Source organism: Treponema primitia (assembly GCF_046533075.1).
GTDB lineage: Bacteria > Spirochaetota > Spirochaetia > Treponematales > Breznakiellaceae > Termitinema > Termitinema primitia_B.
The window spans coordinates 1-26,674 of record NZ_JAJQRB010000004.1 but is presented as its reverse complement, the minus strand read 5'-3'; the positions used below and the strand labels follow the sequence as shown (position 1 = coordinate 26,674).

Genomic DNA, 26,674 nt, shown 5'->3' with positions numbered 1-26,674 from the left:
ATGAAACGCAAAATAGTATTGTGTATCCTTGTACTGTTTGCCCTATCGGTTCCGCTCTTTGCCCAGGAGGCTTCGGCTGCCGCCGCTTCTGAGGGAGCTGGCAGTAATACTGCGGCGTGGCGGTATATTGCGGCGGCTTTGGCGGTGGGTATTTCCTGTATCGCCGGCGGTATCGCCGTAGGACAGATCGGCGCCGCAGCCATGGGCGCCATGAGCGAGAACCCGGAACTTTCCGGAAAGGCTCTGCCCTATGCGGGTCTTGCGGAAGGTATCTGTCTCTGGGGCTTCCTGGTGGCCCTGCTGATTATGATATTGTAATGGACTATTACTTTATCGGGGATGCTGAGCTGCTTACCGCCTTTCGCTTTATCGGCATAGACGGAATCCCGGTGACTAATGCTGAGACCGCCCGGGCCGCTTTCCTGGGGATAACCCGGGGCTGGGATGAAACCGCCCAGGCGGTGCTGCCCACAGCCTATGTACGCGGCAGCGCGGGCTGCCGGGTCTTGATCCTCACCGAAGAGGCTGCGGACTGGCTGGGGGCGGAGTTGACGGACTGGCAGCTTTCCGGGGAGTATCCCCTGGTAGTAGAAATACCCGGAACCATAGGACATCTGCCGGGCCGTAAGACCCTGGTAGAATCCATCCGGGAAGCGGTAGGGGTTCACGTGTAATGGAAGAACTGCAATCAACCGACGTATTGGATAAAGAGATCCTCGAAGATGCGCGGAAAAAGGCCAAGCGTATATTAAGTACCGCCGATGAGACCATTGCCGCCTCCGCCGCTGTCTGGGAAAAGCGGATGGGGAAGGATCTTGGGAAGCTTAAAAAAAGTTTTACTGTTCGTATAGAAAAAACCCGGGAGGAACTTATGGCCCGGCTTCCCCTGGATAAACGGCGCGCCTATTCGGAAAAGGTGGAGGCCCTCCTCCTTTCTTCCATGCGGGACTACCTTGGCGCCCTGTCCCGGGAAAAACTTCTTACCCTAGTGGAGAAGGAGCTCAAGCGCTGCGCCGCCGGGCTTCCGGACCCTGTTCCCGGCGCTCCTCCACTCCTGGTGGGCTGCCGGGCTCTTACGGAAGAGGAACTTAAAACACTGATATCAAAATCCCTGCCGGGGATCAACTGGACCTATCAAAAAGATCTGAGCTTTCATAGACTGCCCGGCAGTTTTCCTGCCATTATCGTAAACTCCCCGGCGGTACGGCTTACCGCTTCGGTGGATGCCTTTGCCGCAGCGTTACTAGAGGATAGCCGGGCGGAACTGGTAGCGGCTCTTTTAGGGGAGGCGAAGGATGACCATTAACGGAAAGGTCCGGCGCATCTCCGGGCCCATAGTGCGCGCCTCGGGTCTCGACGGGGCGGGGCTTTTCGACCTGGTTGAGGTCGGCGAAAAACGTATCATCGGGGAAATCGTGCGGCTTGAGCAGGACGAGGCGGTGATACAGGTCTACGAGGATGATACGGGGCTCCAGATAGGCGCCGGGGCAGCCTCCACCGGACGGCCCCTGTCGGCTCTTTTGGGGCCGGGACTTATCGGCACTATTTATGATGGAATACAGCGGCCCCTGGAGGCCCTTTTTAAACAGAGCGGGGCCTTCATGGACCCCGGCGCCCGGGAAGATCCCCTGGACACCGCGAAGCTTTGGTCCTTCCTTCCCGATCCCGCCCTGGCGGCGAAGATTGCCGCCGGAGAAAAGCCGGTCCCGGTTCCGGGGCTGGTCCTGGGAACGGTTCAGGAGACCCCGAGCATAATCTGCAAGATCATGGTTCCCCCAAACATACACGGGGAGGGCCTTACGGAACTGGTTAAGGCCGGTGACTACAACTGTAACACTGTTATTGCGCGTACCGATCACGGCGAAGAGATCCCCATGGCCCAGTGGTGGCCTGTGCGTATCCCCAGGCCCAGCGCGAAACGGCTGCCCCAGGATCAGCCCCTGGTTACGGGCCTGCGGGTCATCGATGTGTTTTTCCCCCTCTCCAAGGGTGGCACCTCCGCCATACCCGGGGGCTTTGGTACCGGCAAGACCATGACCCAGCACGCCATTGCCAAGTGGTGCGACGCCGACGTGATTATCTACATAGGCTGCGGCGAACGGGGCAACGAGATGACCGACGTACTCACCGAGTTCCCCCACCTTACCGATCCCCGCAGCGGCCGTTCCCTGATGGAACGCACTATCCTTATCGCCAATACTTCTAACATGCCCGTGGCTGCCCGGGAGGTTTCCATCTACACCGGTGTAACCCTGGCGGAGTTTTACCGGGACATGGGTTACCACGTGGCGATCATGGCGGATTCTACCAGCCGTTGGGCGGAGGCTCTGCGGGAACTGTCGGGGCGCATGGAGGAAATGCCCGCCGAGGAAGGTTTCCCCGCATATCTCCCCACCAGGCTTGCGGAATTTTACGAACGGGCCGGCCGGGTACAGACCCTCTCGGGTCTTGAAGGATCGGTCTCCATCATCGGCGCGGTGTCTCCCCCGGGGGGCGATTTTTCCGAGCCCGTAACCCAGCACACAAAGCGTTTCATTCGCTGCTTCTGGGCCCTGGACCGGGACCTGGCCAACGCCCGGCATTACCCGGCCATTAGTTGGATAGACAGTTATTCTGAGTACGCCGAAGAGGTGGGGCCCTGGTGGGAAAAGGTGAACCCCCTCTGGGCACGGGTACGCCAGGAAGCCCTGGACCTGCTTAAAAAGGAACAGCGGCTTTCAGAAATAGTGCGGCTCATCGGCCCCGACGCCTTGCCGGACGATCAGCGGCTGGTTCTGGTAACGGCGGATATCATCAAGGACGGGTTCCTCCAGCAGAATTCTTTCGACGAAGTGGATATGTACTGCATCCCCGCCAAACAGGTGCGGCTCCTGGAACTGGTCATGGACTTCTTTGAAAAAGCCCAGGTCTGCATCAAGCTGGGCGCCCCGTTAATTAAGATTAGTTCCCTTACCGGCGGTGACAATCCCATGCCCATCCGGGAGCGGCTTTCCCGGCTTAAGGGCGATGTGAAAAACGAAGACAGCGATAAGCTTTCGGATTTTGAACAGGAAATGCGAAACGCCCTGGAAACCCTGGAACGGAGCTATCGTACTAAGGAGACGTTGTAATATGTTGATTGGACTGAATAAATGTGAAGGGATTTTAACCGCAAAGGCGCAGAAGGCGAAGAAAGAGGAAAGAGGAATTTTTCTTTTCCCCATCCTTTTTCGCCTTCTGCGCCTTTGCGGTTGTTTTTTTTATCCTGAGGAGAGAAGGGTGATGCAAGTGGGAGTTCATAGATGAGGGGTGTTGAATACCGGGGCTTAACCCGGATAGAGGGCCCCGTGGTGATCACCGAGCGGAGCCGTGACGTGGGCTTTAACGAGGTGGTGGCGGTTTACGACCGTGACGAAGGCCGCCGCTTAGGCCGTGTGGTAGATATGAGCGAGGACTGGACGGCGATCCAGATCTTCGGCAGTAATACGGGGCTTTCCGCGGCGGACTCCCGGGTAGAATTTTTGGGGAAGCCCATGCAGCTGCGGGTAGGGCCGGGGCTCCTGGGGCGTATCTTTAACGGCCTGGGTGAACCCATAGACGGGTACGGAAACATCTTCTCCTCCACCTGCCTGGACGTGAACGGCCTCCCCATCAACCCCTACGCCCGGACCTATCCGCGGGACTTTATCCAGACCGGGATCTCTTCCATTGACGGCATGAACACCCTGATCCGCGGACAGAAGCTTCCGATTTTTTCCGGCAACGGACTCCCCCATAACCGTCTGGCCGCACAAATAGTGCGTCAGGCAAAGATCCTGAACCTTGGCGGCGGCGGCGCTCCGGAGCCCTTCGTGGTAGTCTTTTGCGCCATGGGCGTCAAGTACGATGTGGCCCGGTTCTTCCTGGACGACTTTGAGCGTACCGGTGTTCTGGCCAACGTAGCAGTATTCCTGTCATTGGCGGACGCCCCGTCCCTGGAGCGGCTCGTAGCCCCCAAATGCGCCCTGACTGCCGCGGAATACCTGGCCTACGACCGGAACATGCACGTTCTGGTGGTGATGACCGACATGACCAACTACTGCGAAGCCCTCCGTGAGGTAAGTTCCATCCGGGGTGAAGTTCCCAGCCGCAAGGGCTACCCGGGCTACCTCTACTCCGATTTGGCGAGCCTCTATGAGCGGGCGGGAAAGATAAGCGGTTCCTCCGGTTCCATCACCCAGATACCCATCCTCACCATGCCCAACGATGATATCAGCCATCCCATTCCGGATCTTTCGGGGTACATCACCGAAGGGCAGATCGTGCTGGACCGGGAACTCACCCAGCGAGGGGTCTATCCGCCGGTGGCGGGGCTTCCCAGCCTTTCCCGGCTCATGAAGGACGGCATCGGCCCCGGCATGACCCGGGAGGATCACAAGGATGTATCCAGCCAGCTTTTCGCCGCCTATTCCAAGGTCAAGCAGGTCCGCAACCTTTCGTCGATCATCGGCGAGGAAGAACTATCCGACGCGGACAAACGCTACCTTCAGTTTGGCGAGCGGCTGGAACAGGATTTCCTCACCCAGGGTGAATTCGAGGACCGCAGCATCGACCAGACCCTGGACCTTGGCTGGAAGGTATTAGCCAGCCTGCCCCGGGAGGACCTCCTGCGGATAAAGAAGGAATACATCGAAAAGTATATGAACCCCTTCACCGCCGGCGCCGTGCTTTCCCCCGCCTCCGAAGGCTGGGGCAGCGGGGGGCTGTAGAAAAATTTAGCGGTAACCGGGGGAATTTAAAAAGGCCCCTATACCGGCCTCAAAGACCCGTATCAGCTCTTTCTCGTCCGGTACGGTGATGATCCGTTGTCCCGCCCGGGGAATACTCACCGATGGATAAATCTCCCAAGAGCGGGACATGGGGTAGAGCTGCCCCTCCGTTCCGGCGCGTTCCCACTCCTGAATACCTATCCGCCAGGCCCGGTTAAAACCTTCCTCGGGAAGGGTGATTTCCAGTGGCATCCACAATTTCCCCTCCCGCGCTATAAGGGCGGAAAGGGGGATCTGGGAGTTATCCTTCACTTCACCCTCGGTTAGCCCCGTATCGAAGGCTATATAGATATGCCCCGGGATGGTGAGAAAGGCTGTTTTGATGCCCAGGGTCTCCAGAAGGGAACAAAACAAAATGGAAAGATCGTCACAGTCACCGCCCCGATAGAGCAGGGTTTGATAGGGGTAATTAAGACTGTCCATGGCCGAGGCGTCTTCGGATAATACCACATAGGAGCTTAGGGGATCGATAATATACTTTATACCGTATACATTAAGGGCCTCAAAAAGACCGATGGCATACTGCACATTGGGGGGAATATCGCGCCGCTTCCGGGCTTCAACAATGCCTGCGGTATAACGGCTAAAGTAGGCCGCCGACGGGTCCCGGGAGGATACAAAGGCCGCTGCCCGTCTATCGTCGTCCCAGTTCATGGCATTTCGGTTGTAAACGGGCATACTCAGCGGAATGGCCGTGGACTTCCGTACCCCTAAGCTTCGGTACTGTATCTGCGCCCTGACATTGACGCTGATATTTTCCGTAAGGTCCATCATGCTTTCGTTGAATAATGCGGTCAGGGGAATATCTGCGGATTCACCCTTTTCAAGCCGGGCTATGGTCATGCACTTGGTAGGCTGGTTCATATATTGTTCCAGAAACAGGGAAACCTCCACTTCGGTAATGGCGTTGGGTTCCTCATTGGTAATACGCAGGGTGGCGAAGGAATTTTTTTCATACCAGGCATAGGAGACCGGAAAAATCGGATGCTGATCAATTTTTTCACCCCTGATGCGGATTTTCCCGGTTACCAGTTCCGTCAGATTGACCTTAATACTTGCCCCGGCTTTTATGACCCGTATATCAGGCTCATAATGATACCAGGTATAGCCGCCGTAGAGTCCCAGGGAAACCGAAGGGGTAAGGTGAAAAAAGCCGGATGCCAAAAAACTTAGGCTTCCCCAAGTATCCTGTTTATCCTTCCAGTTCATCCGGTAGACCCCCAGGGTAGCTTCTCCCCGGAGAGAAAAGCGGTCATTGAAACGGTACTGAAAAACCGGACCTATCCCCCCTTCCAGCAGGCCGAGGGTAGTGCCGTCAGCTACGGTAATCCCCGAATACCCCCCATTTATCCCTATCCCCAGGGAGCCGGGAAAGAGCAGAGCCAGAGCAGCGGAAGCCCCGGTACCGACGCCGAGGTTTTCGTTCCCCAGGGGAAAGGCGCCTCCGGGCATAAGGGTAAAATGCAATTCCGTTTCCCCAAAGACCGGCGTTAAGGCGATCCACAACGCCAGGAGACAGAACCGGAGTTTTTTCATCGCCCCTGGGCCTTCAGCAGCCCCGCTTTTGCTCCCTTATTTTCGGGATCAGATGCCAGGGCCTGCAGGAACCACTTTTCAGCCGTCTGATAATCCCTTGCCAGCAGGGCCATATTGCCCCGGTTACTCATGGCAGGAACCGACCCCATACCTATGGCATGTTCATAAGCTGCGACGGCTTCCTCCTGCTTCCCAATGCGGGTAAGGAGTATCCCCAAGCGGTTATAGAGGGCGGCCGTAGGGGCAGTTCTTATCTGGTTTCTGATCGCCTCTACAAGGGGTTCCAGTTCTTCTGTGGTATAGGAACGGAATTCCTGATCCGCCCTGGCAAGGACTGTCTGCTCCAGGGGCAGGTTTATGGGGCTCTCCCGAAGGGGGACGGGGGCGGGAGGGTAGGTACCCCAAGCCTCCTCCAAAACAAAAAACGCGGCATTTTCACTCTTATTGATGCGGTTAACCCGCTGCCCTCCGGCTTTCCAGGATTCTACAAAACCCCTGTTAAAAGCCGCCATGGAAAGGGGCAGCCACACCCGATCTTCAATTATTAATAATTTTTCGTTCCCGTTAAACAGGGTTTCCGCTGCTTCCGGGTTTATACCTAAATTAAAAGCGATGATAAAATCATCCGCCAAGGATATGAAGGCGGCGCTGATTCCCGAAGCCTCCAACAGCGCCCCATAGAGGAGCCCCAGATCGTCCAAGTCTCCGTTCCGGTAAGCGAGGGTCTGAAAGGGAAACTGTATCGTATCGAGACGTGAATCCTGATACACCGCGTCTCCGGCCGCCCTATAATCCCGGTAGGGGGTTTCAGGCAGTTCCGCCAGGGCGAGACCCGCCGCGCGGAGTCCCTCAAAAAGGTAGAGCCCCATCTGCATATTCTGATTAAGGCCGGCCTTGAGATGCCCCCGGGCCAGACCGGTGATAAACTTGGCCGTTTCCAGGACAGCAGGCTCCGAAGGAGACGCGAATACCGCCAGACTTCTATCGTCCCTCCAGCGGTAGGCGTTGCGGTTTAATACCCGGATAGCCGTACTCCGTATCACCTGTTTTTCCACGCCCAGCAGTGTATAGCGGATCACCAGTTCCCCCACAATGCGGCTATGTTCGGTAAAAGTAAGAAGTTCCGGAGAAAAATCCGCCAATAGGGGAAACTCCAGGGTACGGCCCCGGGGGATAAGCCCCGCCCTGCCGCAGTCGAATTCCGATGAGGTATAGGCGCCCGCCCGGAAACTTACCCGTACATTTCGGATCTCCGCATTCTCCCGGTTGCTTATCTTAAGAGTTGCAGCGGCATTTTCCCGGTAGAGGGATAGGAAAACCGGAAAGACCGGCTCGTCCTGCGTTAGATCGGCTTCCACGCCGCCGTTCCCGCTGCCCCGGGTTCCCAGGGTGATCTGAATTCCGAGCCCCGTATAGACGCCCGAGTAGAGGGGGCCGCCATAGGGATTATGGAAATACCGCCAGCCCCCGCTCAGCGAAAGGAGGAAGGAAGGGCTAAAGCGGAATCCGCCTTCTCCCCCGGCCCGCAGCCAATAGGAGGAGCTTGCCCCATCACCGAATGATCCCTGGTAGACACCTGCCGCTCCGTCAGCCCGAAGGAAAAGCCGGGACAAGGGGAAGTAGTAGAGCCCCAGACCGGCCCCGGCGGCGTAGATTTGCAGATTCCCATCGGCGCCTTCGGAAAGGGGACTAAAGCCATAACCCGCCTCAAAACCCGCAGTATAGCTAAAACCCAGGGGAGTGGGGAAAATGCTGGAAATATCCAGATCAAAGCCCACTTCGCCCCCGCCGCCCATGGTGTAGAGCTCCTTCTTTTCTCCCAGGGGGATAGTCATAAAACCCCGGGGCCGGATGAGGAAATCCAAACCCGGCAGGGAAGCGGAGAGGAAACCCAGGATGAGGATAATGATTGACCTACGGATACGCATATGCCGTTAACAAAACAGGAATTTCCCTCCAAGTGTGATTATGGCATTAGGTATGGATGTTTTACAAGATCACATAGATTAGACGTATAAGTAATTTCCTTTGACCGGTGAGCATGAATTTTTCCCGCTTCTCTTGTTAAAATCCCCCCAATATTATAAATTAGACTTATGAGTGATCTCCCATGGCCCGTGAACAGATAGCGCCCACCAAAAGCAACCTCCTGCGGACTAAGGAGCGGCTTGCTACCGCCGAGGAGGGTTACGATCTTCTGGAGCAGAAGCGGGAAATACTGGTTATGGAGCTTATGCGGAAGGTGGAGCAGGTAAAGATCCTGGAACGGGATATGGACCACCGGGTGGAGACCGCCTACCCCTGCCTTAAGCGAATGTTGGTGGTTGTTGGCCGGGAACGGGCGGATCGGCTCTCCCGGAGCATCAAATATAAGTTTGATCTTCGGGAAAAACGGGTTGCGGTGGCGGGAATGAACCTTCCCGGCCTGGAAGTGTACCTTCCGGGGGCGGAATTAAAGTATTCACCGGCGAATTCATTTGCCGAATGTGATGAAACTGTGTTAGAATTCTTCGATCTGCTGAAGATCCTTACAGAACTGGCGGCGGTTAGGACCATAGCCTGGCGCTTAGCCCGGGAAGTCCGGAAAACCCAGCGGCGGGTTAATGCCCTGGAAAAGATGGTGATCCCCACGGCAAGGGATACCAGAAAATACATCGAAGCGGCGCTTGAAGAAAAGGATCGGGATGCCTTCTTCTCAAGCAAGCTCTTAAAAAGGAAGGCCGGCAAGGAATGACAAAGCCACTTTTCTCCAATCTCGTCGTAGCAGTCTCGGGCTCGGATGCGTCCATACTGGCGGCAAAATATGCAATCATCATGGCAAAGCAGTACCGGTGCCATTTATGCGCGGTCTATGTGGTGGATACCGCCACCATCCGGCAGCTCACCCTGAGCAAGATCTTCATCCAGGAAGAAAGCCTGGATTATGAACGGAGCCTGGAGACTAACGGGGAACGGTACCTTTCCTTTGTGGAGGAACTGGCCCGGGCCAAGGGGGTCAAGATTGACCGGGCGATCCGCAAGGGGGCGGTGTATACCGAGATCCTTACGGTGGCGGACGAGAAAAAGGCGGATCTCATCATTTTAGGGGGCTGGGAGAAGGAGCGGAGCGCCAGGGATATCATTTCCCATGCTCACCGGGAAATCATGGTCAACGCCAAGTGTTCCGTATTTTTGGTTAAGGAACCGCAGGTGGATCAGCTCTACAAACAGGCCTAAAAATGAGGGTTGTGGTTATTGCGGCGCCGGCGAAACGGAAGGGGATTCCCGACTACGTAACCGCCCTGGCTAAGGGCATGGAAGCCATGGGACACCGGGTGGATGTATTGGATGCCTGGACCGGGGATGCGTACCGTGTGCCGGCCTATGAGTATATCGCCGTAGTTGCCGAAAGCCTCACCGTGTTTGGTGGGAAAATGCCCGAAGCCCTCCACCGGGTCCTTTCCGCGGGAACCCTGGTGGGGAAAAAAAGCGCCGCCTTCCTTAAAAAAACCGGCCCCTTTACGGATAAAGCCCTGACCAACCTGATGCGGGGCATGGAAAAAGAGGGAATGTATATCAACTGGAGTGATATCATCCTATCCGCAGCCCATGCTCAGGAGCTGGGGAAGCGGATAGGCGCGTAAAGACCGAATTAATGGGTGTACCAGCCAACCGGGCCGGGCGCCAGGTGGATGTTTACCTGTTTGACTTCCTGATACTCCTCCAGACCGTGAACTCCCAACTCCCTACCAAACCCTGACATTTTGTATCCCCCCCAGGGCGCTTCGTTAAAGGTCGGGTTGTAACAGTTTATCCAGGTAATTCCCGCACGGATCTCCTTTAAAACCCGCAGCGCCCGGGAACCATCGGCGGTAAAGACGCCCCCCGCAAGGCCGTAAACGGTGTCGTTTGCCAGGGCTATGGCTTCTTCTTCGGTCTTGAAGGTTTGCACCGTTACTACGGGGCCGAATATTTCCTCCCGGACTATGGTCATATCCGAAGTGCAGTTGTCGAAAATCGTGGGGCGTACAAAAAATCCTTTGGCGTTTTCTCCTTCCGTATACCTGCTCCCCCCGCAGACCAGGCGGGCCCCCTCCTTTTTGCCGGTTTCAATATACCCCAGTACGGTATCCATCTGCTCCTTAGACACCAGGGGCCCCATGTCGGGGTTGTTTACCGGATTTCCCAGGGTCATGGCATTGGCCCGTTCCGCAAGCCGTTTGACAAAGGCGTCATGGATGCTTTCTTCTATAATGATTCGGGACCCGGCGGAGCAAACCTCACCCTGGTTAAAGAAGATGCCTATCATGGCCCATTCCACGGCCCCTTCCAAATCCGCATCCGCAAAGATGATGTTGGGCGATTTCCCCCCCAGTTCAAGGCCTACCTTTTTGAGGTTACCCGCAGCGGCAATGGCAATGGACCGGCCCACCGCAGTACTGCCGGTAAAGGTGATCATATCCACATCCTTGTTTTCCGCCAGCTCCGCCCCCACGGCGGAACCGCCCCCGAGTACCAGGTTGGCGACCCCCGGCGGCAGACCCAGGGCGTCAAAAACCTCAAACAGGGCGACACTGGACAGGGGGGTAGTGGACGCAGGCTTAAAGACAATGGAATTGCCCGCGGCCAGGGCGGGGGCAATTTTCCACGCCCCCATGAGGAGGGGGTAGTTCCAGGGGGTAATCTGTGCGCAGACCCCCACCGGTTCGTGGATGGTATAGGCGTGTATGGGACCAAAGTTATCGTTCACATCATAGGCGCCGCCGTAGGGTTTTGTGATAAGCCCCGCATAATACTTAAAACAGTGGATTGCGTCGTCCACATCCCCCTCGGCCTCCCGCAGGGGCTTGCCGTTGTTCAGGGTGTCCAGCATGGCAAGATTATCCTTGAGCTTCTCCATCTCATCCGCAATGGCCCAGATTATATCCGCCCGCTTTTGAGCGTTCATACGCCGCCAAAGCCCCGGTCCGTAAAAACTTTCCTTCGCCGCCAGAACCGCTTTCTTTGCATCCTCCCGGCCGCTGTCCGCCGCCAAGGCCAGAACCCCGCCGGTGGCGGGATTGATAAGTTCCCGGGTTTTCCCCGAAATAGCGGGAACCCATTTCCCATTAATATAGTTGTTTTTTGTTTCCATAAATTTCTCCTTTCTGTTCCTGAATTTATTTAGACTCTCCGGGGTATTTCTGTCAAGCCAAAAAATGAAACATTTGGGATTTTTTACGAAAATTTAAATACATTAATGTAGGAATTATATATTTTTCATACAAAAAAGTAAGAATCATTCTTTTGGATATTTACCAAACCGATATAAACTGAGCTGGTTCCGGAGAAGCAATAGACTTTACATTGCTATTTTCCCATCCCGGTAACAAAACGTTTGTCTTGGCATGGTATTTGCTAGTTAATAAAAGCTATTTGGAAGGAGGAAACCAAATGAAAATGAGATTACTATTTCCCGTACTTGCGGGGACGCTTGTGGTGGTGTTTTTAGCGGGATGTTCCGGATCAAAAAAACCCGCCGCCGCTGCGGCAATTGACTGGAGTAAGACGGATTTCAAAGGGGAGGAGCTAAACCTCCTAACTTGGGAAATGTATGCGGACCCCCTATTTGTAAAACCCTTTGAGGAGAAGTACAACTGTAAAATCAATGCAACGTTCTTCGCCAGCGGGGACGATCTTCTGGCAAAGCTAAAGGCCGGGGGCGGTAAATCCTATGACATTATCTCTCCCTCGGGGGATATGGCCGGGTATCTGGTTCAGTATGGGTTGATTGCCCCGGTGGATGTGTCACATATTTCGGGATGGAAGGATATTCCCGATGTTTTTAAGCTGGACGACATGGTAAAGGACGGGCAGATCCACGGCGTCCCCTACCTTTGGGGACCGGATTACATCATGTACAATAAGGATAAACTTTCGCCCATCAAATCATGGAATGAACTTTGGGAAGATCGCTTTAAAGGCCGGATTTCCCTCCACGATGATGTAAGCAATATCTATATGATAGGCCAGATGCTGGGTTTGGATAAAACTGACAAGACGGCGCTGTACAATATGTCCGGGGATAACCTCAAGTACGCCCAGGGGGAACTTTCCCGGTTGAACGCCAGTGTCCGCAAATACTGGTCCGACGGCGGGGAACTTGAGGATCTGTTTGTTAACGGCGAAATTGACCTGGGGGTGGGCTGGCCCAGTACCCTCAAGGACCTCCAGGATCATGGGCTCAACCTCGATTGGTGTATCCCCGAAGAAGGCTGTACCGGCTGGTTTGACCGGCTGATGATCGTGGCGGGATCGCAACACGAGCAGCTTGCCGCTCTTTGGATTGACTGGTGTACCAGTCCTGAGGGGGAAGCCCTGGGATCAATCGCCACGACCTTCTCTGTTTCAAATCCTAAGGCTGCGGCATTCATGGATGAGGATCAGCGGAAAGTCGCCATGGTCGATGAGATGTACGATCTTTTTGAGGACATCAACTTCTGGAGCTATGTGGAAAACCGGGAAGCCTATAACGATATCTGGACTGCGGTAAAAACAACGAAGTAGGGCGGAGCCGGGGGATTATGAAAAACGTAAATGTCAGCAGTAAAACTGCTTTGCAGAAACCAACAGGGGCGGCGCATTTTTTAAAATACGGCGTATTAGCCCCCCTGGTTATTTGGCTGTTTTTGTTTTTGATTTTCCCCTATCTTAATCTGCTCCTCTACAGCCTTTGGAAAAACGGTCCCTTCGCGGTTATTCATGAATTTACCATAGCAAGTTATAAAAAATTTTTTACCCCCGGAAGCGGAACAAACGCCCCGGGGATTCTTCTGAACACCCTGCGGATAGCTCTTATGGTTACGGTTATTTCGGTGTTCATAAGTTTTCCCCTGGCGTATTTTATCAACTTCAAAGTAAAAAGATACAAGCAGACCTTTTATATGCTGGCCATAGTTCCCCTGTGGATAAGCTATGTTATGCGCGCCTATTCCTGGAGGATCATCCTGGGTACCAACGGCATGTTAAATTCTTTCCTCCTATGGACAGGGTTAATAAACAAGCCCTCCAGTGTATTCCTCTTTAGTGATATTTCGGTGATCATCGCCATGGTACACATTTATACGCCCTTTGTTTTGATGCCCATGTACTCCGCCATGGAACAGATCCCCCTTAATCTGATAGAGGCTTCAAAAGATCTGGGCCGGGGTTCCTTAATGACTTTCCTGAAAATTGTTTTTCCCCTTTCGTTGCCCGGTGTCATAACCGGGGCGACCTATGCGTTTTCCCTGTCCATGGGCGATTATCTTGCGCCCTCCCTGCTTGGGGGACCAACCAGCAGTACGAAGATTGCCAATATCGTTCAGCTCCAATTCGGAACATCGAATAACTGGCCCTATGGGGCGGCTATCGGTGTTATTATCCTGGCCCTGGTGCTGGTAATTTTGTTTACCACCGGACGGCTTGAAAAACATTTCAGCAAATTGGAAAGGTGATTCATAATGATGAGAAAAGTTTCAATTAGTACCACGGCAGTTGTTTTTCTTGCGGTTTGCACCCTGTTGTTTTTGTATCTGCCCATTGTGGTGGTGGTCCTGTGGTCATTTAATACCGAAGCGATCAGCAGCTTTCCAATGAAGGGACTTACCCTCCGGTGGTACGGCGAAATGCTGAAAAACGTACAGCTTATCCAGTCCCTTAAAAACTCGATACAGGTGGCCCTTATCAGTACTCTCCTGGCTATCCTTATCGGAGTGCCCGGCGCCTATGGGATGTACCTGCACAATTTTAAGGGCAAACAGTTCCTTGAGCGGATGGTAATACTACCCATGATGCTGCCGGGGATTATCACCGGTATATCCATCCTCACCTTCCTCCAGCTTGTCGGCGTACTTCAGGGGCCCTTTGCGGTAATCCTGGGGCATACCACCTTCCTAATCGGTACGGTGCTTCCCCAGGTATACACCAGGCTGCGCCAGATCGACGGTTATATGCGGGATGCGGCCATGGATCTGGGCGCCTCGGGTCTCCAGACCTTCGTACATGTAATATTGCCTAATATTAAAACTTCGATTTTCGGCGCAGCCCTGCTGTCGGTTACCCTGTCCCTGGACGAAATTCCGGTTACTTTTTTTCTGAACGGCGTGTTTACCACCCTGCCCATTAAAATTTTTGCCATGACCCGGAACGGATTTACCCCGGAAATTAACGCCATCTGTTCAATTATACTGCTCTTCTCCGTATTTGCCATTGTTCTTTCAACCGTACTGTCTTCCAAGGAGAAATCCCATGAATACCAGCGTAATTGAACTCAACAATATTACTAAAATATTTGACGGGAAAGAGGTTGTTAAAGACGTATCGCTCAAAATTGCGGATGGAGAATTTCTGACCCTTCTGGGGCCGTCGGGATGCGGAAAAACAACCATACTCAGGATGATAGGGGGATTTATCAGCCCTGACCGTGGTGAAATTATCCTTCATGGGCAAAACGTGGTGGGGGTCCCGGCCAATAAGCGGGAGGTCAGCACGGTTTTTCAGGGTTATGCCCTGTTCCCCCATTTGACGGTACGGGATAATGTGGGGTTCGGCCTTAGGATGAAGAAGGTCCCTAAACAGGAAATCCGGGAACAGGTGGAAGAAATTCTGGAACTCACGGATCTTACCCCCTTTATAAACAGAAAACCTCATCAGCTTTCCGGCGGGCAGCAGCAGCGGGTGGCCATAGCCCGGTGCCTGGTAACCAAACCGAAACTTATGCTTTTTGATGAACCCCTGGGCGCTCTGGATCTGAAACTTCGGCGGCAGATGCAGTTGGAATTAAAAAAGACGCAAAAATCCTTGGGCATAACCTATGTGTATGTTACCCATGATCAGGAAGAGGCCCTGACCATGTCGGATCGTATTGTAGTAATGAACCAGGGGAAGGTGGAACAGGCCGGAGCGCCCGGGGAGGTTTATGCGTTCCCCGAAACCCGGTTTGTGGCGGACTTCCTTGGGGAATCAAATCTGTTTTCCGGAACCTGCAAAATATCGGGGGATCAAACTTTTTTTGAGACCGAGGGCGTTACCATTCCTGTTCCTCCGCAGAAAAAAGCGCCGCTCTGTATTTCCATACGGCCGGAGTATCTGAAGATTGTCCCGGCGGACGAAGTTATGGCCGGTTTTGCGGGGATCGTAGAAAAAGTGATATTCCTCGGACAGGTTTACCGTTACGATGTAAAACTTTCGTCCGGGAAGATAGTTCAGGTATTGGCGGAGGCCGGGAATTTTTCCGCGGGAACAAAGGTACTTTTAGCCTGGGAAAACGATAAAATCAGTATCATACATGATAAGGAGAAATGATAAATGAAAAAAATGGAGATAATTATCCGGCCGGAAAAACTTGAAAAGTTAAAAAAACTGTTAAACAGTAAAAATTTCGGCGGGCTTACGGTGATGAATTCCATGGGCTGCGGAGTTCAAAAGGGCGATATTGACGCCGATGCCTCAACCGGCGTTAAGGTGGGGAGCATCAATCTTATCCCCAAAATTGTGGTAATAGTCGTGATAAACGACGAGGACGTGGAGGATATACTGCTTAAAATCCACGAGGAAATAAGCACCGGCAATATCGGTGACGGCAAAGTTTTTGTGTACGATGTGGTCGACGCCATGCGGATTCGTACCGGGAAGCGGGGCAAAAAAGCAATATGAGTTCCCTTCAAAACCGGGCGATAGAACTGGTTAAGCTTAATAAATCGTACGGTAATTTTCAGGTACTCAGGGATTTTAGTTTTTCCATAGAATTGGGAGAATTTCTGTCCCTCCTGGGTCCCTCGGGCTGCGGTAAAACAACTATCATCAGGCTGATAGCGGGGCTGGAAAATTTGCAGAGCGGTGAGATACTCCTTGACGGGGTCCGTATTGATACTATTCCTCCCTACAAGCGGCCGGTGAATACGGTTTTTCAGAACTATGCGCTTTTTCCCCACATGAATATATTTGAAAATATCGCCTACGGCCTGCGGGCAAAACACCTGTCTTCGGGGATGATAAAAGAAAAGGTGTTTGAGGCTCTGGAACTTGTGCAGCTTACGGGGTTTGAAAAACGTCAGCCCCATCAGATGTCGGGGGGACAAAAACAGCGGGTATCCATTGCCCGGGCTATTGTCAATAAGCCCCCGGTGCTGCTCCTGGACGAACCCCTCACCGCCCTGGACCTGAAACTCAGGAAGGAAATGCGGTATGAACTGCGGAATTTGCAGCAGAAGCTGGGGATTACCTTTGTATACGTAACCCATGATCAGGAGGAGGCCCTGGTGATGAGTGATCGCGTGGCGGTAATGAACGGCGGGGTAATTGAGCAGGTTGGTACGCCTCAGGAAATTTTTACCCATCCCAAATCCCGGTTTGCCGCCGAATTTATCGGGGACAATAATATATTTGAAGGCCAGATACAGGATACCCAGGATGGGGAACGCCTGAACATCACCTTTGAATCCGGCCTTGCCCCGGCCCTGGGGAGGGGTTTTAAAAAAGGGGAAATCGTGAACCTCTATATCCGGCCCGATAAAATCCGCTGGAATCTTGAGCCGGTTCCGGGCTTTCATCTGCCCGGCCGGGTAATAGACCTGGTTTTCTCCGGCGCATTGGTCAGTGTAATTGTGGAGATGGTAAACGGAAAAGAAGTACGGATCACCAAACTTGCCGGCCGGAACCTGCCGGCGCCGGGGCAGAAGGTCTTTCTCAGTTGGAATGAAGATGAAGCCCTGGTGATGGGTTCCCCGAATCAACAAATATACTCGTTGGTTAATAATTTTGATCTTACCAAGGTGGAACAAACCTGAAAATTACCCCCTTCACTTTTTACCGATTATAGGTAAACTTGAAGTATCAGTCATGCAGGACCATTACTCCCTTCTGGGCATACAGCGAAGCGCCTCAATTCGGGAAATAAAAAAGGCTTTCCGGGAAAAGGCGAAACAGATCCACCCGGATATAGCGGGAACGGTTACCGCCCAGGGGATCCTTGCGGTGGAGGAGATGCGCAGGCTCCTCAATGCCTATGAGGTGCTTTCGGACCAGAACCGCCGCAGCGAGTATGATCAGGCCTATGGCCGCTTTGTGGGGACCTACCGTTTCGATTACCGGACCTTTCTCCGGGAACAGCCCGAGGACGGCGCATCCCAGGCAAAACTCATTTTTTTCGAGCTCCTCCATTTGGAATACGAGGAGGCCCTGAAGATATGGGAAGCCCGGGGAGGGCTGGATTTTCCCCTGGAACACTACCTTGAGCGGGAAGACTGGATGGACTGCGCCTTTATCCTGGCGGAGGAACTGGACAAGCGGCAGCGGTATTACGAGGCCTTCATGCTTCTGGTGACCCTGGTCCGGGAGGAACGCCGGAGGCCCTATTTTCGCCACTTTATGCCCGATGTGGAGACCTTCCTCAAGGAGCTGGTCCGGCTGCGTCTAAAAACTGCGGTGGATGCGGAGACTTACCTGGAATGTCTGGAGCTCCTTATGGAGCTGCATTTTCCCCCTAAGGACGAAGCCCGGTGGCTGCGTTCCATGGCGGAAACCCTGGTCCATATGGGGGATCTGCAGACCGCTCAGGGGATTTTTCAGGAAGCCCTGAGACGGGACCCCGCACTGTCCAATGTGATGCAGCTCCGGCGGAAGCTTAACGTATAGCGAATCTAAGGACGAAATATGATTAGGTTAAAAAACGAAAAACAAATTGCCGGGATACGGACATCCTGCAAACTTCTCAGTACCATGTATAAGGAATTGCTGCCCCTGGTTAAGCCCGGGGTTGAGACCCTGGAAATTGACCGGTGGGTCCGGGCCTGGATCAAAAAAGTCGGGGGTAAGCCTGCCTTTTTGGGGGTTGGGCCAAAGAAAAACCCCTATCCTGCGGCCATCTGTATCTCCATTAACGAAGAGGTTATCCATGGCATCCCCTCCAAGCGGAAGATAGCCGCCGGGGACCTGGTCTCCCTGGACTGCGGCATAGACCTGGATGGTTTTATCAGCGACCAGGCGATCACCGTGGAGGCGGGGAAGGTGAGCGATGCCGCCCATGCCCTGAACGTGGCCACCCGGGAGTGTCTCTACAAGGGGATTGCCGCGGCAAAAGCGGGGGATAGGCTTCTACAAATAGCCCGGGCGGTTCAGGGACACGCGGTGGAGCATAACTACGGGGTGGTGCAGGAATTCTGCGGCCACGGCGTAGGGCTGGCCCTCCACGAGGACCCCCAGGTGCCTAACTATCCCCACGGCCCCAACCCCCGGATGAGCGGGGGCCTGGTTATCGCCATAGAACCGATGATAAACCAGGGGACCTCCGATGTGGAGATCCTGGAAGACGGCTGGACCGTGGTAACAAGCGATGGCAGGCTGTCATCCCATTGGGAACATACCATCGCTATTTTCAGCGACCACACGGAAATCCTTACCGAATAACCCCGTGGAGGTTCCTAAAAAACTGTAACTATTAATGAAAAAAAAGATTATATTATAAATAGGATCTGATAAAACACACGTTTCTATCTAAACCATAGTTTATTAAAGAGGAGTAATTTATATGAACTTTTCCCAACGCTTATCATCAAAGAATTTTTTTATCTTTAACCTTGTCCTTCTGGGGACGATCGTCGGATTTTCCCTGGCTTTCCTCTCCTTTTCCTGTTCCACCCGGTTTTCATCAAAGACCGTTAAGGCCCAGGGCAATCCGGGCTATTCCTCTGTAGTTATCCCCGAGGATGCCCTGAAAATTGCCGAGGGGCTCCAGACGGTGTTCCGCTCTGTGGCGGATAAGGTGCTGCCATCGGTGGTGGAGCTGAAGACCGTTTCCATACGCCGCCAGCAGGTCCCCAATTTTAACGGCATACCCTGGGAATTTTTCTTTGGCCCCCGGGATGGCGGTAACCAGGAACGGGAATACCGGTCCGGCGGCTTGGGTTCGGGGATCGTGGTCCGGCGGAACGGTGATACCTACTATGTGCTGACCAATAACCATGTGGTGGGGGATGCCAATGAGATCGTGGTGGCCCTCAATGACGGTAAGGAGATTCCCGCCGAATTGGTCGGAAAGGACGAGCGGAAGGATCTGGCCCTGGTGTCCTTCACCTCCACCGACCCGATTCCCCTGGCGGAGCTGGGAGATTCCGATTCGGTCCGTGTGGGGGACTGGTCCATCGCCGTGGGTAATCCCCTGGGCTTTATGTCCTCGGTAACCCTGGGTATCGTGAGCGCCGTGGGGCGTACCGGCGGTCCCGGCGGCAATATCAACGATTTTATTCAGACCGACACTTCCATCAACCAGGGGAATTCCGGCGGCGCCCTGGTGAATATCCGTGGGGAGGTTATCGGGATCAATACCTGGATAGCCAGCAATAGCTCCGGCGGTTCCGTGGGGCTTGGGTTTGCCATTCCCATCAACAATGCGAAACGTACTATCGATGATTTCATCAACTCCGGTGAGGTTAGCTATGGCTGGCTGGGGGTTTCCCTTGCCGAAGCGGACCGGGAGACAGTCCTGGCACTGGGCCTGGAGGGAAAGCGGGGCGCCCTGGCTACCCAGGTTTTCCTGGGCTCTCCGGCGGATAAGGCGGGCATCCAGCCCGGCGATTTTATTACCCATATCAACGGCAGGGAAATGCGGGGAGTAAACCCCCTGATGCTGGCCGTGGGGGACCTCAAACCCGGCGAGCGGGCTGCCTTTACGGTTTTCAGAGCCGGGGCCGCCCAGGAACTGACGGTCCGCATCGAGGTCCGGAACAACGAAACCGCCTCGGAGAACAGCAAACTTTGGCCCGGGCTTGTGGTGGTCACCATCAACGATGCTGTCCGGAACGCCTTTAACATGGATAAAGATATTCAGGGTCTGGCGGTGGTCCAGCTCATCGACAAGAGCCCCGCTTCGGTGGTAGGCCTCCAGCGGGGGGACCGGATCACCGGCCTCAACGGGGAGAAGGTCAATGACTTGGCCGCCTTCTACCGTGTCCTCCGGGAAAAGGCCGGCAAGGAACTCTGGTTTGAGGTTATCCGGGGGGACAATACTCTGGAGACCCTGAAGTATAAACGCTAGGACGCCCGGAAAACACGACCCCGGGAACTGTCTAATGGGGTCGTGTTTTCCGGTCCTCGCAGTTATTGGCAAAAAGCCCCAATAGGGTAAACTTATCGAGCCTATTAGCAAATTGGAGGAAAAACAAATGGCCTGGTTTAGCAAGGCGGCGAAGGAAATCCCGGCAGCGCATTTGGGGTACGACATTAACAGTACAGGCGACGGCGTGGTTATCAAGCGGTACACCGGCTCTGAAAGTGAACTGAATATCCCTGCGCTTATTGAGGGATTTCCCGTAAAGGAAATTGACAATTTAGACTATAATTCCAAGAAAAAAAACCCGGTTACCAGCATTATTGTGCCCGCCGGTGTAACAAGCTTTTCAGTTAGCGAATACGAAAAGCTTCGTACCGTTACCCTGCCTACCGGTGTTATTAAGGTTTCTATTTTCAAATGCGGAAAACTGGACACCATAACGCTGCCTGACAGTGTAAGAGAAGTTTCTTTTTATGGAAGCGGCACCTATGGCGACGATCTTAAATTCCTGAGCCTGCCTGAAGGTGTAACAAGCGTTAGCTTCTCTAGATGCGCATCGCTAGGTACCATCATCCTGCCCGGCAGCGTAACCAAAATCCCTGCGTATGCGTTTTCTGACTGTACCAGCTTGCGCGCCATTACCCTTTCCGACAACATTACCGAAATTGGCGAACATGCTTTTTTAAACTGTACCTCTTTACTTGCCATAATACTGCCCAAAAACCTTAAACAGTTTTGTTATTCTGATAAATATTGTAATGTATTTGAAGGATGTACCCGCCTTGTGAGCGTTACCTTTCAAAGCGATATTGAAGAAATTCCGCGCCGTACATTTGATGGTTGCACCGCATTGAAAACCCTCAACATCAACGGGAATATTGGAAGCATTGACGGTTCCTATGACAATGCCTTCTCTCACTGTTCAAACCTTACCACGGTGAACATCGGCGCCAATGTTACTAAAATAGGTGACGTGGACGCGCTTATCAATGCCGGTGGCAGCGAAGGCAACCACCTGTCGCTTGCGTCAAAGGCGGCTCTGACAAAGTTTAGGGAAGCATAATTATATAAATAATAGAGTACGGACGTACTTCCTATCCCCCTGTTACCAAGCTTCCAATGCCGTTTACCGGGGTCGTGTTTTCCGGGTAAGGTGTAGACATGAATTATAGAACCTTTACCATAAATGGCCAGGGGCATGATCGCCCCGGCCCTGTCACCTACGGCCCGGAGCGGGTGCTCATCATTGCGGAACTGGGAACCTCCCACGGGGGTTCGGCGGCTAAAGCCCGGGAACTGGTGGACGCCGCGGCGGAGGCCGGGGCGGATTGCGTCAAATTCCAGATAGTCTACGCCGATGAGATACTCCACCCCAATACCGGGGAGGTGGATCTGCCCGGCGGCAGGGTAGGGCTCTACCATGTTTTTAAAAAGCTTGAGGTTCCTCTTGGTTTTTATGGAGACCTGAAGGAGTATGTTGAAAGCCGGGGTCTCCTGTTCCTGGCCAGCCCTTTCGGTATCCGGAGCGCCCGGGAACTGCGGAGCCTTAAGCCCCGGCTGCTAAAAATCGCCTCCCCGGAACTGAACTACACGGGTCTCCTTGAGGAACTTGCCTCCTACGGGCTCCCCGCCCTGCTTTCCACCGGGGTTTCCCGGCTGGCGGATATTGAGGCGGCTCTGGAGATTTTTCCCCCGGAGCGGGCATGCCTCCTCCACTGCGTCACCGCCTATCCCGCCCCGGAGCGGGATTACGGGCTCCGTGTTTTGGGGAACCTTGGGGGTATTTTTGGGGTTCCCGTGGGGGTAAGCGACCACAGCCTGGACCCGGAACTGGTGCCCTCCCTGGCGGTAACCATGGGCGCGGCGGTGATCGAGAAACATTTCTGCCTAAGCCGAATGGACCCAGGGCTGGATGATCCCATAGCCCTGCCTCCGGTGGACTTTGCCCGGATGGTCCGGGGGGTGCGCCGGGTATCGGCCCTGGGGGCAGAGGCCGCCCTGGAGGCGCTGCGCCGGGAGCGGGGGCCGGATACGGTGGAGGCCGTTTTGGGGGACGGCGTCAAACGGCTGGCTCCATCGGAACGGGCTAACTACGAACGGACGAACCGTTCCATCCACGCAATCAGGGACATACAGGCCGGGGATACGCTGGCCCCGGGAGACTTCGCGGTTCTCCGTACCGAGAAAATACTTCGTCCGGGGCTGCACCCATGCTGGGAAACAAAGCTTGCGGGTAGAAAAACTGCCCGGTTTATCCCCGCCGGGGAAGGGATTGTGTTTGAGGATCTGATCCGCTAAAAAATCCATTATCACAATACCAGATTAGATTGGGTTATCTTTGAAGATCAGCCGGATGAGGTACGTCTTGTCCAAAATAATGGCGGAACTACATCAGGAGTGGTATGGAAAAAATTGTAGAAACCCCCCGATGAAAGATGGGGAAGGTATATTGCTCAAAAACTTGCTATTTGATATAATTATATGCGACTTAAAAATAAGACTTAAATAGGGGTTTACAATGAGTGTACGTGCTACAGAACGGCTTATCGGCGATGTGGTTGTGGTGACTGGGCTTTCCAATAGTCCCAAGATGGTGGTGCAGGCGGTTAATATTGACGCCAAGCAGGTAACTGCGGTCTGGTTTGCCGATGACCATTCGGGTCAGCAGGGGATATTCCCTGCGGCGGGGATTGACCGCCTTGAAATTCCGGCGCCGGCAGCGAAGAGTTCCGGATCCGGGGCCAAGGGAAAGAAACCTGCGGCAAAAGGAAAGAAGTAAATTAAAAGGCCGCCCTACTATAGGCGGCCTTTTGTTTAAAGAAGTCAGTTTTTCATTATTCCGGCTCTAATTTCCAGTTCAGTCTTTCCGCATTGTTCTTAAAACCGCTTCTGGTTTGTCTTTGTCGGCAAAGACGGGCGTGGGGAGGGGCACACCTGGCTTCATGTGCGTGTTGAGTCTGCTTCCGCAGCCCTGCTGCGCAGGTCTACTACAGCAGGGAATTCCACATACATGAAGCCAGGTGTGCCCCTCCCCACGCCCGCCGATGTCACATGATACGCAGAAGGGGTATTTACCGGGGGTACTTGCCGGAGTGGCAGGGTGGGGGGCGCCTTTGCGTTACCTATTACTCACTTAAGCGGCGGCGGCATCTATTTTGCTTTAGCGGCACTAGACATTTTTGGTGCCTGGTACTTTTCCTCCCTACAACGTTTACAACTCCGGTTTGGCTTGGAAGTACAGCTGCAGAAAAATGGCGTGGATTATGCCATTTTTCACGCAACTCATGGGATGTGTTAACTTTATTCTCTATACTCTGAAACATTTTCATAATCCTACTATTAACAATAAAAATTAATTGTTTTTTGCTTTTTCGATATCCGCTTTTATCATCATCTGACATAGTTCCTTATAACCTACTTTTGGACTCCAACCTAAAATTTTTCGAGCCTTTTCTGGATTTCCAATAAGCAGTTCAACCTCTGCTGGCCGATAATATTGTGGATTCACTTTAACAATTATCTTTCCTGTTTTTTTATCAACACCAATTTCTTTTTCATCTTTTCCTTGCCATTGAATATCAAAACCGCAGTATTTTCCTGTTTCTTCCACAAACTCCCGGATTGAATGGGTTTCACCAGTAGCAACTATATACGTGTCAGGTGTATGATGCTGTAAAATCATCCACATCATTTCAACATAATCACCTGCAAAACCCCAATCCCGTTTCGCGTTAATATTTCCAAGCTCCAACGGTTTTTCAGTTTTATTTACTACCATGTCTGCAAAATGAAGCGTTATTTTACGAGTTACAAATTCACTTCCGCGCATAGGACTTTCGTGGTTAAATAAGATACCGGGACAAGCAAAAAGACCAAAACTTTCACTATAATTTATGCACGCCCAGTGGGCCATTAGTTTTGAAACACCGTAGGGAGAACGTGGATAGAAAGGCGTGTTTTCAACTTGGGGAATTTCTTGTACCTTACCGAACATTTCTGATGTTGATGCTTGATAAAATTTTGTCTTTGGAGAAAATCCGCGAATAGCTTCAAGTAAATATACTACACCAAGACCATCGGCCTGAATGGTATAAACAGGTTCTTCCCATGAAGTCGCTACGAAACTTTGTGCAGCTAGATTATAAAATTCATCAGGCTGGTATTTAATCATTAATCTGCAGATATTAGAAAATTCCAACAATTCAAAATCTAATAATTCAATTTTATCAAGAATACCGTGTTCTTTTAATTTTGAAAAAGTATTCGTGGCTCCTCGGCGATATAAGCCATAAACTTTATATCCCTTACTAAGTAAAAATTTAGCCAGATAACCACCATCTTGTCCTGTTATCCCAGAAATCATTGCTGTCTTCATAATAAATTTTCATTCCTCCTTTATTAATATTCCAAAAAGTTGTAAAGCCAAATCCCTACCATCGGCACTATCACCGGCTTTATAGGGGTTATACACACTATGGAATTCCCCCGGTTCAGTGGACAGGCAGTTAAGCCGCTTTTGTTAATGCTACAGGTGTAGCATATCCGATAGCCGAATGTCTACGGCTTTTGTTGTAATAAATTTCGATGTACTCAAAAACTGCTGCCCTCACTTGTGTCTTAGTGTGCCTCCCTTCCAGAACATCCAGTTCCCATTTAAGCGTTTTGAAAAAACTTTCCGCACAGGCATTGTCCCAACAATTCCCTTTCCGGCTCATGCTTTGACGAACCGTAGGGCATAGTTTTACGATCCTTCTGCGAAATTCTTCGGAGCAGTATTGCACCCCACGGTCAGAATGAAATATTAATCCGTCTTGGGCGCCCGGTTGCTTAACGCCATTTCTAAAGCTCGGCTTACATGACAGGCAGCCATATCATCGGAGAAGGCCCAACCGATGACCTTGCGGTCCCACAGGTCAAGTATGGTCGTTAAATACAACCAGCCGCTTGAAGTCCGCAGATACGTGATATCCGAAACCCATTTCTCCCCAGGCCCCGCAGCGAAGAAATCACGGTTCAGAATATTAGTCGCCACGGCCAGGGTATGGCTTAAATCGGTGGTAACTGCAAACTTCCGCCGCCTGCGCGCCTGTAAGCCATGCTCCCGCATAAGCCGTGCTACCCGCTTCCTGCCTATATGCCGTTGGTGGGTATTCTTCAGTTCCTCCCACACCCGTGGACTCCCATACCGCCTGTAGTGGGCATTGAATATCTCGATGATGAGTTCCAGTAGCTCCCTGTCCTCGCTCTCATGTTGACCTGGCTTTCGCTGGAGCCATGCGTAATACCCGCTCCGGCTTACCCATAATTCCCTGGCCATCTTCGTAATAGCGTACTGTCCCTGATGCTGATACATGAACTGATACGCCATTACCGGGGTGTCTTCGTGAAGATGACCATTGCTTTTTTTAGGATCTCGTTCGTTTCCCGAAGGTCCTCATTCTCCCGTTTAAGCCGGGCTACTTCTTCGTCTCGGGCTTTTCCTTTCCCGGGGAATGCCTTGAGGGTCCCCCCCTCGGCTTGCCTCGCTTCCCGTTTCCACCGGGAAAGCGTATTCCCGTCGATCCCCAGTCCCGCTGCTATCTCGGACTGCTTCCGATCCGCTTTCAGGGCAAGTTCTACCGCCCGTTCTTTAAATTCCTTGGTAAATGTTCTCTTTTCTCCCATGATTTCCTTCCCTTCGGTTTATCATAGGCTCTTCTTCCTGTCCATCACGCTGGGGGAGGTCCACATTGATGGAGATAATCTCATAACTATGTACAATGGCCGTTTATTCAACTTCGCAGGTCGACAATATGAGCTTAAAGACTAGTACTCCAAAAAAATTTAAATCCATCGGTAATCCCCCGGCTATGCCGGGGGACTCAAAAAGTTTGACATTTCCGGGAATATAAAAGAACCTCCTATCAAGGTGAACCGCTCAAAGGTCAAAAGATAGGAGGCATAATGAACGACAAGAGAAGTCTAGCCCATAGCGTATGGGAATGCAAGTACCATGTGGTATGGATACCGAAATGTCGAAAGAAACAACTGTATGGAGGGGTAGTAAAATATCTGTGGAAATTCCTCGCTGTAGTAGACCTGCGCAGCAGGGCTGCGGAAGCGAACTCTACACGCACATGAAGACGGGTGTACCCTTCCCCCCGCCCGGTTTTGCCGACAAAGTACAGAGAAAAGGGGCATTCAACAACATAATTCAGAGCTTGGCGATATCCTCTGACGCGAGTTGTAAAATGCCGGAAATCTCCTCACGAACTTATAATTTTTTTAGTGTAAACGGTAATCATAGGGGGACTCTGTCTTCCCC

Annotated in this window: 29 protein-coding genes and 1 pseudogene; 23 read left to right on the top strand and 7 right to left on the bottom strand. The window is 52.7% G+C overall.

Translation table 11 applies throughout. From position 1 onward, the window contains the following. The 6 genes from LQZ19_RS00840 to LQZ19_RS00815 are packed head-to-tail and all read left to right on the top strand — an operon-like array spanning position 1 to position 4,727. Positions 1-318: an ATP synthase subunit C gene (locus LQZ19_RS00840; protein ID WP_411045732.1), complete on the top strand. Its 318-nt coding sequence runs from the start codon at positions 1-3 to the stop codon at positions 316-318. Continuing rightward, positions 318-674 (top strand): V-type ATP synthase subunit F, encoded by a 357-nt coding sequence (locus tag LQZ19_RS00835; protein WP_411045731.1) that lies wholly within the window; start codon positions 318-320, stop codon positions 672-674. Before LQZ19_RS00840 ends, LQZ19_RS00835 begins: the two co-directional genes overlap by 1 nt. Further along, a complete protein-coding gene (locus tag LQZ19_RS00830; protein WP_411045730.1) occupies positions 674-1,306 on the top strand; it encodes an ATPase in 633 nt (210 codons plus the stop codon). The genes LQZ19_RS00835 and LQZ19_RS00830 overlap by 1 nt, the downstream gene beginning before the upstream one ends. Further along, a complete protein-coding gene (locus LQZ19_RS00825) occupies positions 1,296-3,110 on the top strand; it encodes a V-type ATP synthase subunit A (protein ID WP_411045729.1) in 1,815 nt (604 codons plus the stop codon). Before LQZ19_RS00830 ends, LQZ19_RS00825 begins: the two co-directional genes overlap by 11 nt. A 1-nt stretch (position 3,111) precedes the next feature. Next, positions 3,112-3,285 (top strand): hypothetical protein, encoded by a 174-nt coding sequence (locus tag LQZ19_RS00820; protein ID WP_411045728.1) that lies wholly within the window; start codon positions 3,112-3,114, stop codon positions 3,283-3,285. Next, positions 3,282-4,727: a V-type ATP synthase subunit B gene (locus LQZ19_RS00815; RefSeq protein ID WP_411045727.1), complete on the top strand. Its 1,446-nt coding sequence runs from the start codon at positions 3,282-3,284 to the stop codon at positions 4,725-4,727. Before LQZ19_RS00820 ends, LQZ19_RS00815 begins: the two co-directional genes overlap by 4 nt. A gap of 6 nt (positions 4,728-4,733) precedes the next feature. Here the strand turns inward: LQZ19_RS00815 and LQZ19_RS00810 are convergent, their stop codons facing one another. Together LQZ19_RS00810 and LQZ19_RS00805 are read right to left on the bottom strand one after the other, a co-directional pair. Further along, on the bottom strand, positions 4,734-6,323 hold the full coding sequence (locus LQZ19_RS00810; RefSeq protein ID WP_411045726.1) for a hypothetical protein: 1,590 nt from the start codon (positions 6,321-6,323) through the stop codon (positions 4,734-4,736). After that, positions 6,320-8,251, bottom strand: coding sequence for a tetratricopeptide repeat protein (locus LQZ19_RS00805; protein WP_411045725.1), 1,932 nt, complete (start codon positions 8,249-8,251; stop codon positions 6,320-6,322). Before LQZ19_RS00805 ends, LQZ19_RS00810 begins: the two co-directional genes overlap by 4 nt. A gap of 182 nt (positions 8,252-8,433) precedes the next feature. On the opposite strand from LQZ19_RS00805, the gene LQZ19_RS00800 reads away from it, so the two are divergent. The 3 genes from LQZ19_RS00800 to LQZ19_RS00790 are packed head-to-tail and all read left to right on the top strand — an operon-like array spanning position 8,434 to position 9,946. After that, the gene (locus LQZ19_RS00800; protein WP_411045724.1) at positions 8,434-9,057 is read left to right on the top strand and encodes a V-type ATP synthase subunit D; all 624 of its coding nucleotides are present in this window, start codon (positions 8,434-8,436) and stop codon (positions 9,055-9,057) included. After that, positions 9,054-9,539, top strand: coding sequence for a universal stress protein (locus LQZ19_RS00795; protein ID WP_411045723.1), 486 nt, complete (start codon positions 9,054-9,056; stop codon positions 9,537-9,539). Before LQZ19_RS00800 ends, LQZ19_RS00795 begins: the two co-directional genes overlap by 4 nt. A gap of 2 nt (positions 9,540-9,541) precedes the next feature. Beyond that, positions 9,542-9,946 carry a hypothetical protein gene (locus LQZ19_RS00790; protein ID WP_411045722.1) on the top strand — a complete coding sequence of 135 codons (405 nt, stop codon included), beginning with the start codon at positions 9,542-9,544 and terminating at the stop codon, positions 9,944-9,946. Between the two features lie 8 nt (positions 9,947-9,954). Here the strand turns inward: LQZ19_RS00790 and LQZ19_RS00785 are convergent, their stop codons facing one another. Continuing rightward, entirely contained in the window at positions 9,955-11,436 is a 1,482-nt protein-coding gene (locus tag LQZ19_RS00785; protein WP_411045721.1) for an aldehyde dehydrogenase family protein, read from the bottom strand. 299 nt (positions 11,437-11,735) lie between these two features. Between LQZ19_RS00785 and LQZ19_RS00780 the strand changes: the two genes are divergently transcribed. From LQZ19_RS00780 to LQZ19_RS00725, 12 genes are all read left to right on the top strand, one after another. After that, entirely contained in the window at positions 11,736-12,848 is a 1,113-nt protein-coding gene (locus LQZ19_RS00780; protein ID WP_411045720.1) for an ABC transporter substrate-binding protein, read from the top strand. A 17-nt stretch (positions 12,849-12,865) separates the two neighbouring features. Next, entirely contained in the window at positions 12,866-13,777 is a 912-nt protein-coding gene (locus tag LQZ19_RS00775; RefSeq protein WP_411045719.1) for an ABC transporter permease, read from the top strand. Positions 13,778-13,783: 6 nt separating this feature from the next. Beyond that, complete coding sequence (locus LQZ19_RS00770) at positions 13,784-14,590, top strand: ABC transporter permease (protein WP_411045718.1); 807 nt, start codon at positions 13,784-13,786, stop codon at positions 14,588-14,590. Further along, on the top strand, positions 14,571-15,626 hold the full coding sequence (locus LQZ19_RS00765) for an ABC transporter ATP-binding protein (RefSeq protein ID WP_411045717.1): 1,056 nt from the start codon (positions 14,571-14,573) through the stop codon (positions 15,624-15,626). The genes LQZ19_RS00770 and LQZ19_RS00765 overlap by 20 nt, the downstream gene beginning before the upstream one ends. 3 nt (positions 15,627-15,629) lie before the next feature. After that, entirely contained in the window at positions 15,630-15,977 is a 348-nt protein-coding gene (locus LQZ19_RS00760; RefSeq protein ID WP_411045716.1) for a P-II family nitrogen regulator, read from the top strand. Beyond that, positions 15,974-17,110 carry an ABC transporter ATP-binding protein gene (locus LQZ19_RS00755; RefSeq protein ID WP_411045715.1) on the top strand — a complete coding sequence of 379 codons (1,137 nt, stop codon included), beginning with the start codon at positions 15,974-15,976 and terminating at the stop codon, positions 17,108-17,110. Before LQZ19_RS00760 ends, LQZ19_RS00755 begins: the two co-directional genes overlap by 4 nt. A gap of 52 nt (positions 17,111-17,162) precedes the next feature. Next, a complete protein-coding gene (locus tag LQZ19_RS00750; protein WP_411045714.1) occupies positions 17,163-17,957 on the top strand; it encodes a DnaJ domain-containing protein in 795 nt (264 codons plus the stop codon). Positions 17,958-17,975: 18 nt separating this feature from the next. Further along, the gene (map, locus tag LQZ19_RS00745; protein ID WP_411045713.1) at positions 17,976-18,728 is read left to right on the top strand and encodes a type I methionyl aminopeptidase; all 753 of its coding nucleotides are present in this window, start codon (positions 17,976-17,978) and stop codon (positions 18,726-18,728) included. A 121-nt stretch (positions 18,729-18,849) separates the two neighbouring features. Further along, positions 18,850-20,355, top strand: coding sequence for a Do family serine endopeptidase (locus LQZ19_RS00740; protein ID WP_411045712.1), 1,506 nt, complete (start codon positions 18,850-18,852; stop codon positions 20,353-20,355). A gap of 127 nt (positions 20,356-20,482) precedes the next feature. Continuing rightward, a complete protein-coding gene (locus tag LQZ19_RS00735) occupies positions 20,483-21,433 on the top strand; it encodes a leucine-rich repeat domain-containing protein (RefSeq protein ID WP_411045711.1) in 951 nt (316 codons plus the stop codon). A gap of 98 nt (positions 21,434-21,531) precedes the next feature. After that, positions 21,532-22,668 (top strand): N-acetylneuraminate synthase family protein, encoded by a 1,137-nt coding sequence (locus LQZ19_RS00730; RefSeq protein WP_411045710.1) that lies wholly within the window; start codon positions 21,532-21,534, stop codon positions 22,666-22,668. A gap of 220 nt (positions 22,669-22,888) precedes the next feature. Continuing rightward, positions 22,889-23,149, top strand: coding sequence for a hypothetical protein (locus tag LQZ19_RS00725; protein ID WP_411045709.1), 261 nt, complete (start codon positions 22,889-22,891; stop codon positions 23,147-23,149). Positions 23,150-23,722: 573 nt separating this feature from the next. Here the strand turns inward: LQZ19_RS00725 and gmd are convergent. The 4 genes from gmd to LQZ19_RS00705 form a co-directional block, all read right to left on the bottom strand. Further along, positions 23,723-24,745, bottom strand: coding sequence for a GDP-mannose 4,6-dehydratase (gmd, locus tag LQZ19_RS00720; protein WP_411045708.1), 1,023 nt, complete (start codon positions 24,743-24,745; stop codon positions 23,723-23,725). A gap of 130 nt (positions 24,746-24,875) precedes the next feature. Further along, positions 24,876-25,085 carry an integrase core domain-containing protein gene (locus tag LQZ19_RS00715; RefSeq protein ID WP_411045707.1) on the bottom strand — a complete coding sequence of 70 codons (210 nt, stop codon included), beginning with the start codon at positions 25,083-25,085 and terminating at the stop codon, positions 24,876-24,878. An 86-nt stretch (positions 25,086-25,171) separates the two neighbouring features. Next, on the bottom strand, positions 25,172-25,738 hold the full coding sequence (locus LQZ19_RS00710; protein WP_411045706.1) for an IS3 family transposase: 567 nt from the start codon (positions 25,736-25,738) through the stop codon (positions 25,172-25,174). Continuing rightward, entirely contained in the window at positions 25,738-26,034 is a 297-nt protein-coding gene (locus LQZ19_RS00705; RefSeq protein ID WP_411045705.1) for a transposase, read from the bottom strand. The genes LQZ19_RS00710 and LQZ19_RS00705 overlap by 1 nt, the downstream gene beginning before the upstream one ends. A 279-nt stretch (positions 26,035-26,313) precedes the next feature. On the opposite strand from LQZ19_RS00705, the pseudogene LQZ19_RS00700 reads away from it, so the two are divergent. Beyond that, positions 26,314-26,406 (top strand): annotated as a pseudogene (locus LQZ19_RS00700) (IS200/IS605 family transposase); the annotation flags it as partial. After that, on the top strand, positions 26,370-26,674 hold a 305-nt coding region (locus LQZ19_RS00695; protein ID WP_411045745.1), incomplete at its 3' end, for a hypothetical protein. The pseudogene LQZ19_RS00700 and the gene LQZ19_RS00695, both read left to right, overlap by 37 nt.

What these genes read in the sequence shown, in the direction of transcription:
- LQZ19_RS00730 (WP_411045710.1), top strand. Translation starts at nt 21,532, where the DNA reads ATGAATTATAGAACCTTTACCATAAATGGCCAGGGGCATGATCGCCCC.
- LQZ19_RS00780 (WP_411045720.1), top strand. Translation starts at nt 11,736, where the DNA reads ATGAAAATGAGATTACTATTTCCCGTACTTGCGGGGACGCTTGTGGTG.
- LQZ19_RS00770 (WP_411045718.1), top strand. Translation starts at nt 13,784, where the DNA reads ATGATGAGAAAAGTTTCAATTAGTACCACGGCAGTTGTTTTTCTTGCG.
- LQZ19_RS00765 (WP_411045717.1), top strand. Translation starts at nt 14,571, where the DNA reads ATGAATACCAGCGTAATTGAACTCAACAATATTACTAAAATATTTGAC.
- LQZ19_RS00840 (WP_411045732.1), top strand. Translation starts at nt 1, where the DNA reads ATGAAACGCAAAATAGTATTGTGTATCCTTGTACTGTTTGCCCTATCG.
- map (WP_411045713.1), top strand. Translation starts at nt 17,976, where the DNA reads ATGATTAGGTTAAAAAACGAAAAACAAATTGCCGGGATACGGACATCC.
- LQZ19_RS00790 (WP_411045722.1), top strand. Translation starts at nt 9,542, where the DNA reads ATGAGGGTTGTGGTTATTGCGGCGCCGGCGAAACGGAAGGGGATTCCC.
- gmd (WP_411045708.1), bottom strand. Translation starts at nt 24,745, where the DNA reads ATGAAGACAGCAATGATTTCTGGGATAACAGGACAAGATGGTGGTTAT.
- LQZ19_RS00810 (WP_411045726.1), bottom strand. Translation starts at nt 6,323, where the DNA reads ATGAAAAAACTCCGGTTCTGTCTCCTGGCGTTGTGGATCGCCTTAACG.
- LQZ19_RS00835 (WP_411045731.1), top strand. Translation starts at nt 318, where the DNA reads ATGGACTATTACTTTATCGGGGATGCTGAGCTGCTTACCGCCTTTCGC.
- LQZ19_RS00820 (WP_411045728.1), top strand. Translation starts at nt 3,112, where the DNA reads ATGTTGATTGGACTGAATAAATGTGAAGGGATTTTAACCGCAAAGGCG.
- LQZ19_RS00830 (WP_411045730.1), top strand. Translation starts at nt 674, where the DNA reads ATGGAAGAACTGCAATCAACCGACGTATTGGATAAAGAGATCCTCGAA.
- LQZ19_RS00710 (WP_411045706.1), bottom strand. Translation starts at nt 25,738, where the DNA reads ATGGCGTATCAGTTCATGTATCAGCATCAGGGACAGTACGCTATTACG.
- LQZ19_RS00795 (WP_411045723.1), top strand. Translation starts at nt 9,054, where the DNA reads ATGACAAAGCCACTTTTCTCCAATCTCGTCGTAGCAGTCTCGGGCTCG.
- LQZ19_RS00725 (WP_411045709.1), top strand. Translation starts at nt 22,889, where the DNA reads ATGAGTGTACGTGCTACAGAACGGCTTATCGGCGATGTGGTTGTGGTG.
- LQZ19_RS00805 (WP_411045725.1), bottom strand. Translation starts at nt 8,251, where the DNA reads ATGCGTATCCGTAGGTCAATCATTATCCTCATCCTGGGTTTCCTCTCC.
- LQZ19_RS00785 (WP_411045721.1), bottom strand. Translation starts at nt 11,436, where the DNA reads ATGGAAACAAAAAACAACTATATTAATGGGAAATGGGTTCCCGCTATT.
- LQZ19_RS00755 (WP_411045715.1), top strand. Translation starts at nt 15,974, where the DNA reads ATGAGTTCCCTTCAAAACCGGGCGATAGAACTGGTTAAGCTTAATAAA.
- LQZ19_RS00740 (WP_411045712.1), top strand. Translation starts at nt 18,850, where the DNA reads ATGAACTTTTCCCAACGCTTATCATCAAAGAATTTTTTTATCTTTAAC.
- LQZ19_RS00800 (WP_411045724.1), top strand. Translation starts at nt 8,434, where the DNA reads ATGGCCCGTGAACAGATAGCGCCCACCAAAAGCAACCTCCTGCGGACT.
- LQZ19_RS00705 (WP_411045705.1), bottom strand. Translation starts at nt 26,034, where the DNA reads ATGGGAGAAAAGAGAACATTTACCAAGGAATTTAAAGAACGGGCGGTA.
- LQZ19_RS00775 (WP_411045719.1), top strand. Translation starts at nt 12,866, where the DNA reads ATGAAAAACGTAAATGTCAGCAGTAAAACTGCTTTGCAGAAACCAACA.
- LQZ19_RS00760 (WP_411045716.1), top strand. Translation starts at nt 15,630, where the DNA reads ATGAAAAAAATGGAGATAATTATCCGGCCGGAAAAACTTGAAAAGTTA.
- LQZ19_RS00735 (WP_411045711.1), top strand. Translation starts at nt 20,483, where the DNA reads ATGGCCTGGTTTAGCAAGGCGGCGAAGGAAATCCCGGCAGCGCATTTG.
- LQZ19_RS00815 (WP_411045727.1), top strand. Translation starts at nt 3,282, where the DNA reads ATGAGGGGTGTTGAATACCGGGGCTTAACCCGGATAGAGGGCCCCGTG.
- LQZ19_RS00715 (WP_411045707.1), bottom strand. Translation starts at nt 25,085, where the DNA reads ATGAGCCGGAAAGGGAATTGTTGGGACAATGCCTGTGCGGAAAGTTTT.
- LQZ19_RS00750 (WP_411045714.1), top strand. Translation starts at nt 17,163, where the DNA reads ATGCAGGACCATTACTCCCTTCTGGGCATACAGCGAAGCGCCTCAATT.
- LQZ19_RS00825 (WP_411045729.1), top strand. Translation starts at nt 1,296, where the DNA reads ATGACCATTAACGGAAAGGTCCGGCGCATCTCCGGGCCCATAGTGCGC.